This window comes from Arthrobacter sp. I3, assembly GCF_000520575.1.
In the GTDB taxonomy this organism is placed as follows: domain Bacteria; phylum Actinomycetota; class Actinomycetes; order Actinomycetales; family Micrococcaceae; genus Arthrobacter; species Arthrobacter humicola_A.
In genome coordinates, this window is sequence record NZ_KI914940.1 from 31591 (window position 1) to 40304 (window position 8714).

The following is an 8714-nucleotide window of genomic DNA, read 5'->3' on the forward strand; positions in this document are numbered from 1 at the left end:
CTCCGGACCGGCCGGCGCCGGGCCGTCGAATTGCAACGGGACCTCCGCCACGCCGCCGGCAGGGGGCTATGTTAGATAGATGGCGTCTGCCGGCAGTAACGCACAGGGCGGCCCGGTTCCCGAGGGCTTTGGTTCAGGGCTGGTGGACGATGCCGCCCGCCGGGACGCCGCGTTGCCCGACTTCGACTGGGCCGTCCTTCCGGCAGGCGTGATGCGCGGTCAGTTCCAGGCACCGAGCGGGACCTTGGCGACGATCGCCGCCGGAGACCCCGGGAAGCCGCGCGTCCTGCTGGTCCCGGGCGCAACCGGCTCCAAGGAAGACTTCATCCTCATGCTGCCCGAGCTCGCCGCGGCCGGCTACTTCGTCCTCAGCTGCGACATCGCCGGGCAGTATGAATCCGCCCAGGCCGGGCCCGAAAACCTCGTTCCGCCCCGGAACTGCTACGACTACGAGCTGTTCCGCGACGATCTCCTGTCCATGCTGGACACCGACCAAGGCGCGGTGCACGTCGTGGGGTATTCCTTCGCGGCGGTGGTTGCCCAACTGGCGTTCGTCCAGCGGCCAGAAAAGTTCCGCAGCCTGACCCTCATCAGCTGCCCGCCGGAGCCGGGGCAGAGCCTCCGTTATGTGCGCCTGGCTGGCTGGGTCAGCTGCTGGGTCACCTCCAGGGTCGGCACCGCATTAATGATTTGGGGCATCCGCAGCAATATTGCCCGGGTGGCGCCGCAGCGGCTGCGGTTCGTCAGGAGCCGGTTCGCGTTCACGCGCCGCGCCTCGGTGGTCGACATCATCGGCCTTATGAAGCACACCCCGGATCTGCGGCGGGTGCTGGCGGCCGCGACGCTGCCAAAGCTTGTCGCAGTCGGCGAACACGACCTCTGGCCGCTGGCGTTGCACCGGAGCTTCGCGCAGTCGATCGGTGCGCGGATTTCGGTCTACCGCGCGGGCCACAGCCCGTCCGAGACCTCGCCGTACCAGATCAGCAGGGACCTGATTGCGCTCTTCGACGCCACCGTCTCGGCCTGACGAAAGCGGCCGGCCGGGACGAAGACCCCCGTCAGACCCTTGCACCGCGGCCCGTCGCACCGTACGTTGGGGACAGCGGACGAATGTCTCCGCAGCCGTTGGCCTTATGGCCGCCGGAGATCAGCAGCATTTCAGAAGGATAAAGGCATGGCTACAGGCACAGTTAAATGGTTCAACGCCGAAAAGGGTTTTGGCTTCATTGCCCCGGATGACGGGTCGGCCGACGTTTTCGCCCACTACTCGGCAATCGCTACCAGCGGCTACCGTTCGCTGGACGAGAACCAGAAGGTTGAATTCGACGTCACGCAGGGCCCGAAGGGCCCGCAGGCTGAGAACATCCGCCCGCTCTAAGTACTCCGGAAAAAGCCCCGGCCACCTGGCCGGGACACTTTCCCCGAAGACCACAACGCCCCTCCGGAGGATTCCTCCGGAGGGGCGTTTGTGTTCGAGGCGTTTGTGGCCTTACGCCTGCCGCCGGGCGCGGTCTCAGCCGACGTGGACCCACGGACGCCGGGTGACGTCCGGCTCGGCCTCGCGCAGCACTTCGCGCGTCACCGGGGCAATCTCGCCTTCGCCGAAAGCCAGGAACCGCAGGAGGTTGGTGAACGGGTTTCCCTCCGTCCAGCGGAAGTAGATGTGCGGCATCAGCCCGGTGACGTCGCGGATGTGCAGCAGCACGGAAGCGATCGTGTTCGGAACAACTGGCCCGTGGACCTCCAGGATCTGGTACCCGTGCCGGCTGACCCCGCGGACCTCGAGCGCGGTCTCGAAGTCGGAGGAGTCGTCCACCACCACTTCGAGGAACAGCGCCTGGGAGTCCAGCGGGAGGTGGCTGACCTCGATCGCGGACGTGAGCTTGTCCAGGTACGCCTGGGCAGTGAGCCGCAGCGGCTCGTGGGCGATGATCGCGATGGGGCCGGATTCATTGGCAGCCAGAAATTCCAGGGCCGGGGTATCCATCCGCACATGCGTGGCATGGAGCTCGAAGGAGCGCCGGATGCGCGAGAGCAGGGAGATCACGATGATCCCGAGGATGAAGAACCCCGCGATCCGGATGCCCTCTGGACGCTCGAAGATGTTGGCCACCGTGGTGTAGATGAACACGACGGCGATGATGCCGAAGCCGATGCTGCGCTTGCGCTGCCGGTGGCTGCGTGCGGACAGCGTCACGGCAATCGCCGCCGACGTCATCAGAACCAGGACTCCGGTGGCGTAAGCGCCGCCCTGGGCGTCGACGTCGGCGTCGAACAGCCAGGTGATCAGGAACCCCACCAGGGTGAAGACCAGGACCAGCGGCCGGACGGCGCGGGCCCATTCCGGAGCCATGCCGTACCGGGGCAGATAGCGCGGCACGAGGTTCAGCAGCCCGGCCATGGCGGAGGCGCCGGCGAACCACAGGATGGCGATAGTGCTCAGATCGTAGACGGTGCCGAATCCGTTTCCCAGGTATTCGTGCGCCAGGTAAGCCAGGGCGCGGCCGTTCGCCTGCCCGCCGGGCTGGAACTCCTGCGCCGGGATCAGGACCACTGTGGTGAAGCTCGTGGTGACGAGGAACGCGCTCATGATCAGGGCCGCCGTCGTCAGCAGCCGGCGCGCACCCTTGATCCGGCCCTGGGGGTTCTCCTCGGTGTCCGTGGCGTGGCCGCGGATCTGCGGCATCACGGCGACGCCGGTCTCGAAGCCGGACAGGCCCAGGGCCAGCTTGGGGAACACGAGCAGCGCGATGCCCACCACCATCAGCGGGCTCCCGTGCTGGGTGGTCAGGGCCAGCCACCAGTTATCGACCGCCACCGGGTGCTGCAGGACCTCGATGATCGTTGTGATGACCACGACGACGTTCAGCCCAAGGTAAATACCCACCAGGACGACGGCGACGCCGATCGCCTCCTTGAAACCGCGCAGGAACACGGCGGCGAGCATGGCCAGCAGGAACAGCGTGACCGCGACGTTCTGGCCCTGCATCCAGGCGGGTGCGAACGGGTTCTCGAGCGCGTGCGCGGTCGCGTCCGCGGCAGAAAGCGTCATGGTGATCATGAAGTCGGTAGCCGCGAACCCCAGCAGCACCAGGACGAGCAGTTTCCCGCCCCAGCGCGGCAGCAGCCTTTCCAGCATGGCGATCGACCCTTCGCCGCGCGGACTTTCACCGGCCACCCGGCGGTACACCGGCAGTGCACCCAGCAAAGTCACGGCCACCAGGACCAGGGTGGCCAGCGGCGAAATCACGCCGGCCGCGAGCGCGGCGATGGCGGGCTGGTAGCCCAGGGTGGAGAAGTAGTCCACGCCCGTCAGGCACATGACCTGCCACCACGAGTGCTTTTTCAGGTGGCTGTCGCTCACGGCCCCGGGCCCCTGGTGGATTCCCTTGGCGTCCTGCAGGCCGAACAGCAGCCAGTTCCTGAAGTGTTCCCCGGCGCCGGGCCGCGGCGCCGAAGGGTCTGCCGGGGGCCGGCTGAGGGTGGTCATGATGTCCTTTCCACGCGGCACACCGCGCCGCTTCCGTCCGCGACAGTATCAGCCCCCGCAACCGCTGCGACCGTCCGGCGAACAATCCTGACAGTTCCTTAACGCGGCCCTCAAACCCGGCCTTTCGGCCGCCCGCGCGGGCTGTCGCCGCGTCGCCGGCCGCGCCCCCAGGTGACACAATGACGACATGGCACGTGGAACGCTGCGGATCTTCCTGGGGGCCGCGCCCGGAGTGGGCAAGACCTACGAAATGCTGGAGGAAGCCCACCGCCTCGGCGGGCGCGGTGAGGACGTTGCCGTGGCGCTGGCGACGGACCACGGCCGCGCCGGAACCCGGGCACTGTTGGAGGGCCTCGAGGTCATCCCGCCCCGCCCCGCGAGGTACGGGGGTCCCAAGTACGAGGAAATGGATCTGGACGCGGTCCTGGCCCGGGCCCCCGGGACTGCGGTGGTGGACGAATACGCCCACTCCAACGTCCCGGGCGGCCGGAACCCGAAGCGCTGGCAGGATGTCGACGAACTCCTCAGCGCCGGGATCAATGTCCTGTCCACGGTCAACATCCAGGACCTGGCGTCCCTCGGCGACGTCGTCAGCGCCGTCACCGGGGTCCGGCCGGCGGAGACGGTGCCGGACGACGTCGTGCGCCGCGCCGACCAGATCGATCTGGTCGACATCCCGCCTGATCTGTTGCGCCAGCGGTTGAGCGAGGGCAAGGTCTATGCCGCGGACAGGATCGATGCGGCCCTGTCCAGCTATTTCCGGCTCGGCAACCTGGGCGCGCTCCGCGAGCTCACCCTGCTGTGGCTGGCTGACCGGGTGGACGAAGGGCTGGCGAAATACCGGGCCGAAAACGGAATCCAGGACAGCTGGCCTGCCCGCGAGCGCATCGTCGTGGGCCTGACCGGGGGTCCCGAGGGCGAGGCGCTCATCCGGCGCGGGGCACGCATCTTGACCCGTATCAGCGGCGGAGATCTCCTGGCCGTCCACGTCCGCGCCGCCAAGCAGGTCGCCTCGGAATCGCCGCAGGCGCTCGAACAGCAGCGGCGGCTGGCCCAGGACCTGGGCGGCAGCTACCACATCGTGGCTGGAGAAGACCCGGCGGCCGCCCTGCTGGACTTTGCCCGCAGCGTCAACGCCACCCAAATCGTTGTCGGCATCTCACGGCACAAGAACCTCGCGGGCCTGCTGGGCGGTGTCCTGGGCGGCGGGGTCGGCACCCGCGTAGTCCGGGGCTCCGGGGACATCGATGTCCACATGGTCTCGCACCCGCTCGGCGCCCAGGGCACGGGCCGGACGCGCCCCGGAGAACTTGGCCGGGCCCGGATCGCTGTGGGCCTGCTCCTGGCGGTGCTCCTGCCCGCGCTGCTGCAACTGCTCCTGGGCTTCATGAATCCGGACCACAGCGTTGCCACCGCCATGCTCGTCCAGCTGAGCGGCTCCGTTGCGGTCGCCCTGGTGGGCGGCCTGTGGCCCGCGGTCCTGGCGGCCCTGTGGAGCAGCCTGCTGGTGAACTACTTCTCCACGCCCCCGACCGGCAACCTGATCATCAGCGACCCGCAGAACTTCCTGGCTCTCTTCGTCTTCCTGGGGGTGTCGTCGGCGGTAGCAATGGTGGTGGATCTGTCTGCCCGCCGTTCGAAGGAGGCCGCCCGGGCCAGGGCAGAGGCCGCCACCCTCAGTGATCTCACCCGCGGGGCAGCCGGCTCCGAGGACACCGTCCAGTCGCTGCTCGAGCAGGCCAGGACCGTCTTCCAAGTCCGCGGGACGGCCCTCCTCAGCCGGGGGAATAAGGGCGACGGAGCCTGGCGGCTCCTCGCGTCCGCCGGCGAGGTGCCGGATCCGGCCCCGCTGCCGGCCCTGGAGGGGCACGATCCGGCCGCCGGCGAAAGTCCCGAGCGCGAAAACATCGAGGAGATCGACTCCTCCACCAAGCTGGTCCTCTACGGGCGGATCCTGCCGGCCAGTGACCGGCGGCTCCTCGCGGCGTTCGGTGTGCACTTGGCCGCCCAGCTGGAACGACAACAGCTCGTGGCCAGCCGGCGGGAAATGATGCGCCTGGCCGAGAGCAACACCATGCGCACCTCCATCCTCCGCGCGGTATCGCACGACCTGCGGACGCCGCTGGCCGGGATCAAGCTCGCCGTCGGCGGCCTCCGGCAGACCGGCGTCCCCTATACCCCGCAGGAAGAACAGGAGCTGCTGGCCACGATCGAGGAATGCTCCGACCGGCTCGATGTGCTGGTCGGCAACCTGCTGGACATGTCCCGTCTCACGTCCGATTCGGTTCGCCCACAGCTACATCCCCTCCGCTGGTATGAGGTCATCCCCGGCGCACTGCACGGCATCCCGCCGGACCGGGTGCGGGTGGAGCTTCCGGCCAACATGCCCGAGGTCGATGCCGATCAGGGCATGCTGGAGCGCGTCGTCGCGAACCTCGTCGAGAACGCGGTCAAGTACGCTCCGGATTCAGACATTGTGGTGGCGGGGGCCGCTGGCGGGCTCAGTCCTGCCGCCCTCGCGGGCCGGCCCGCGGGCGAGCTGCGCATCATCGACCACGGCCGGGGCATCCCTGCGGAACGGGTCCTGGACATGTTCCGCCCGTTCCAGCGCCTCGACGACTCCGCCCAGGCCGCCGGCGTCGGGCTGGGATTGGCCGTGGCAAAGGGATTCACTGAGGCGATGGCCGGCCGGCTCTCGGCGGAGCCGACGCCGGGCGGCGGCCTGACCATGGTGATCACCCTCCCGCTCTCCACCGGAGAGCCATTCGACGCCCCACCCGGCGGCGCCCCGCTCGAGCCCCAATCGGCGCTGGCCGGCCGCCGCAACCCAGGCGCGCCGGCATCGTCGCCGTCGCCGTCGCCGTCGGCATCGTCGGTTTCCCCGCAGGACACCGCATGACGGCCGTCCTGGTCGTCGACGACGACCCGCACCTGTTGCGGGCCCTGCGCATCACCCTGCAGGCCCACGGCTACACCGTCACCACCGCCGTGGACGGGACCTCGGCGCTGCTGGCCGCCACCCAGAACCCGCTCTCACTCATCATCCTGGACCTCGGCCTGCCTGACATTGACGGGACCCGTGTCCTCAAGGAGCTGCGCGGGTTCAGCAGCGCGCCGGTCCTGGTGCTCTCCGCCAGGCACGGCTCCGAAGACAAAGTCGAGGCTCTCGACGCCGGCGCGGATGACTACATCACCAAACCGTTCGGCCTCGACGAGCTCCTGGCCCGGCTCCGGGCGCTGCTGCGCCGCAGCGTCGAACCGGAGCGCGAAGCAGTGGTCAGGACCGATGCCTTCACCGTGGACCTGGCCAAGCACCGGGTGACCAGGGACGGCGCGGACGTCCGGCTGACCCCCACGGAATGGAAGATTCTGGAGGTTCTGGTCCGCAATCCGGAAAAGCTCATCACCCAGCAGCAGCTGCTCTCCAGGGTCTGGGGTCCGGCCTACGCCAAGGAGACCAACTACCTCCGGGTTTACATGGCGCAGCTGCGGCGCAAGCTGGAGCCGGATACCGCCAGCCCGCGCCATCTGCTCACCGAGGCCGGCATCGGCTACAGGTTCATGCCCTGATGGTTTTCCTGCCGGTTTTTCCTGCCGCCGCCGGCAATGGATACTGGGGCAATGACTAATCGCAGCCCGCTGAACAGGGACGATGCCGGTCCGTCGCCACTGCCTGAGATCCCGGCGCAGCTGCGGGCTGTCCTGAACGGAATCCCGGCACTCGTGGGCTATTGGGACACGGGACTCCGCAACCGCCTGGCCAACGACGCCTACTGCGAGTGGTTCGGTTTCGCACCCCAGCAGCTTCACGGCATGCATGTCCGGGACGTGCTCGGCGAGACCGTCCTGGAGGCCAACCTGCCGCACATCGAGGGGGCGCTCGCCGGGAAGCGGCAGCAGTTCGACCGGACCCTGGTGGATGCCGCGGGCCAGTCCCGCTTCACCGAGGTGACCTACACCCCCGATACCCAGAACGGCGCGGTGCAGGGCTTCTTCGTCCTGGTCACGGACATCACCGAGCGTGTCCTGGCCGACCGGCGCCGGCAACGGGACATGGACCGGTACCGCGCCCTGGCGCGGAGCGTCCCCGGCGTCTTCGTCCTCCTCTTCGACGCCGAGCTGCGCTACCTGATCGCCGAAGGCCAGGAGCTGGAGACCTTCGGCTACCGCAGGGAAGAGCTCGAAGGCCAGCGCATCCAGGACGTGCTCAAGGGCAATCTCGCCAGCGAACTCGAGCCGCGCTACCTCGCGGCCCTCGCCGGCCGCGAGGTGTCCTGGAGCCGGCAGATCGGCCACCGCACCTACCGGCTGAACGCCGGGCCGGTCTACTCCGACGACGAGGCCGCGGCCGGCATGGTGGTGGCGGTTGATATCACCGAGCGCCTGCAGCAACAAAAGGTTTGGGAGGCTTTGCACGAGATAGCCACCGAAGTTGCCCGCAACGCGGCCCCCGCTGCCATCTCTGAGCGGGTCGCCGCGATTGTCCGCGACCTGTTCAACGTCGATTCCGCCGCCGTCGTCCGTTTCACGGGCGCGTCGTCGGCGGAAATCGTCGCCATGGCGCCGACGCTGCCGCCGACGCTGAGCCGGCGGCAGATCTTCGCCCCGACGGACGAGTCGGCCACTGTCCGGGTGGCCGTGACCGGCAAGCCGGCCCTGGTTCGCTACCGGGCGGAAGGTGGACCGGCAGCGGAGCAGATGCGCGCCGGCGGCTTCCAGTCCGCGGCGGCGGCGCCGATCCGGGTCGGCGGCAGCCTGTGGGGCGCCGTGAGCCTGACGTCGAAGTCGCGCACCGGGGTTACGGAGGCGATGATGGAGCGGCTGGCCCAGTTCGCGGAGCTCGTCGAGATCGCCATCGGCAACACGGAGGCCCGGACCGACCTCGAACAGCAGGCCACTACCGATGCCCTCAGTGGCTTGCCCAACCGGCGGGCCCTGGAACGGCACCTCGCCGAGCATGTTGAGCTGGCCCTGAGCCGCGGGACAAGCCTGAGTGCCGTCGTCCTGGATATCGACCACTTCAAGAGGGTCAACGACACCCACGGCCACCTGACGGGCGACGTGGTCCTGGCGGAGGTCGCGGCCAGGCTCCGGGCGGTCGCCCGCGCCGAGGAGATCGTGGCCCGGTTCGGCGGCGAGGAGTTCGTGTGGCTGCTCCCGGCGACGGACGGCGCCGAGGCCCTGCGCGCCGCCGAACGCGCCCGCAAGGCCATCGCGTCCGAAC

The 8714-nt window shown here is 68.9% G+C and carries 6 protein-coding genes; 5 read left to right on the forward strand and 1 reads right to left on the reverse strand.

All coding sequences use genetic code 11. From position 1 onward, the window contains the following. Nucleotides 1-79: 79 nt before the first annotated feature. Both Y706_RS0116340 and Y706_RS0116345 read left to right on the forward strand, forming a co-directional pair. Complete coding sequence (locus tag Y706_RS0116340; RefSeq protein ID WP_028277442.1) at nt 80-1027, forward strand: alpha/beta fold hydrolase; 948 nt, start codon at nt 80-82, stop codon at nt 1025-1027. 147 nt (nt 1028-1174) lie between these two features. Next, nucleotides 1175-1378, forward strand: a complete 204-nt coding sequence (locus Y706_RS0116345) for a cold-shock protein (RefSeq protein WP_009357211.1) — start codon at nt 1175-1177, stop codon at nt 1376-1378. 135 nt (nt 1379-1513) lie between these two features. Here Y706_RS0116345 and Y706_RS0116350 read toward each other — a convergent pair whose 3' ends face one another. Further along, nucleotides 1514-3490: an APC family permease gene (locus Y706_RS0116350; RefSeq protein WP_028277443.1), complete on the reverse strand. Its 1977-nt coding sequence runs from the start codon at nt 3488-3490 to the stop codon at nt 1514-1516. 187 nt (nt 3491-3677) lie between these two features. On the opposite strand from Y706_RS0116350, the gene Y706_RS25975 reads away from it, so the two are divergent. The 3 genes from Y706_RS25975 to Y706_RS25980 form a co-directional block, all read left to right on the forward strand. Beyond that, nucleotides 3678-6389 carry a DUF4118 domain-containing protein gene (locus Y706_RS25975; protein ID WP_043436312.1) on the forward strand — a complete coding sequence of 904 codons (2712 nt, stop codon included), beginning with the start codon at nt 3678-3680 and terminating at the stop codon, nt 6387-6389. Next, on the forward strand, nt 6386-7060 hold the full coding sequence (locus tag Y706_RS0116360) for a response regulator (RefSeq protein ID WP_028277444.1): 675 nt from the start codon (nt 6386-6388) through the stop codon (nt 7058-7060). The genes Y706_RS25975 and Y706_RS0116360 overlap by 4 nt, the downstream gene beginning before the upstream one ends. A 51-nt stretch (nt 7061-7111) precedes the next feature. Further along, nucleotides 7112-8714, forward strand: a 1603-nt coding sequence (locus Y706_RS25980) for a sensor domain-containing diguanylate cyclase (protein WP_043436313.1), incomplete at its 3' end; no start/stop codon positions are given.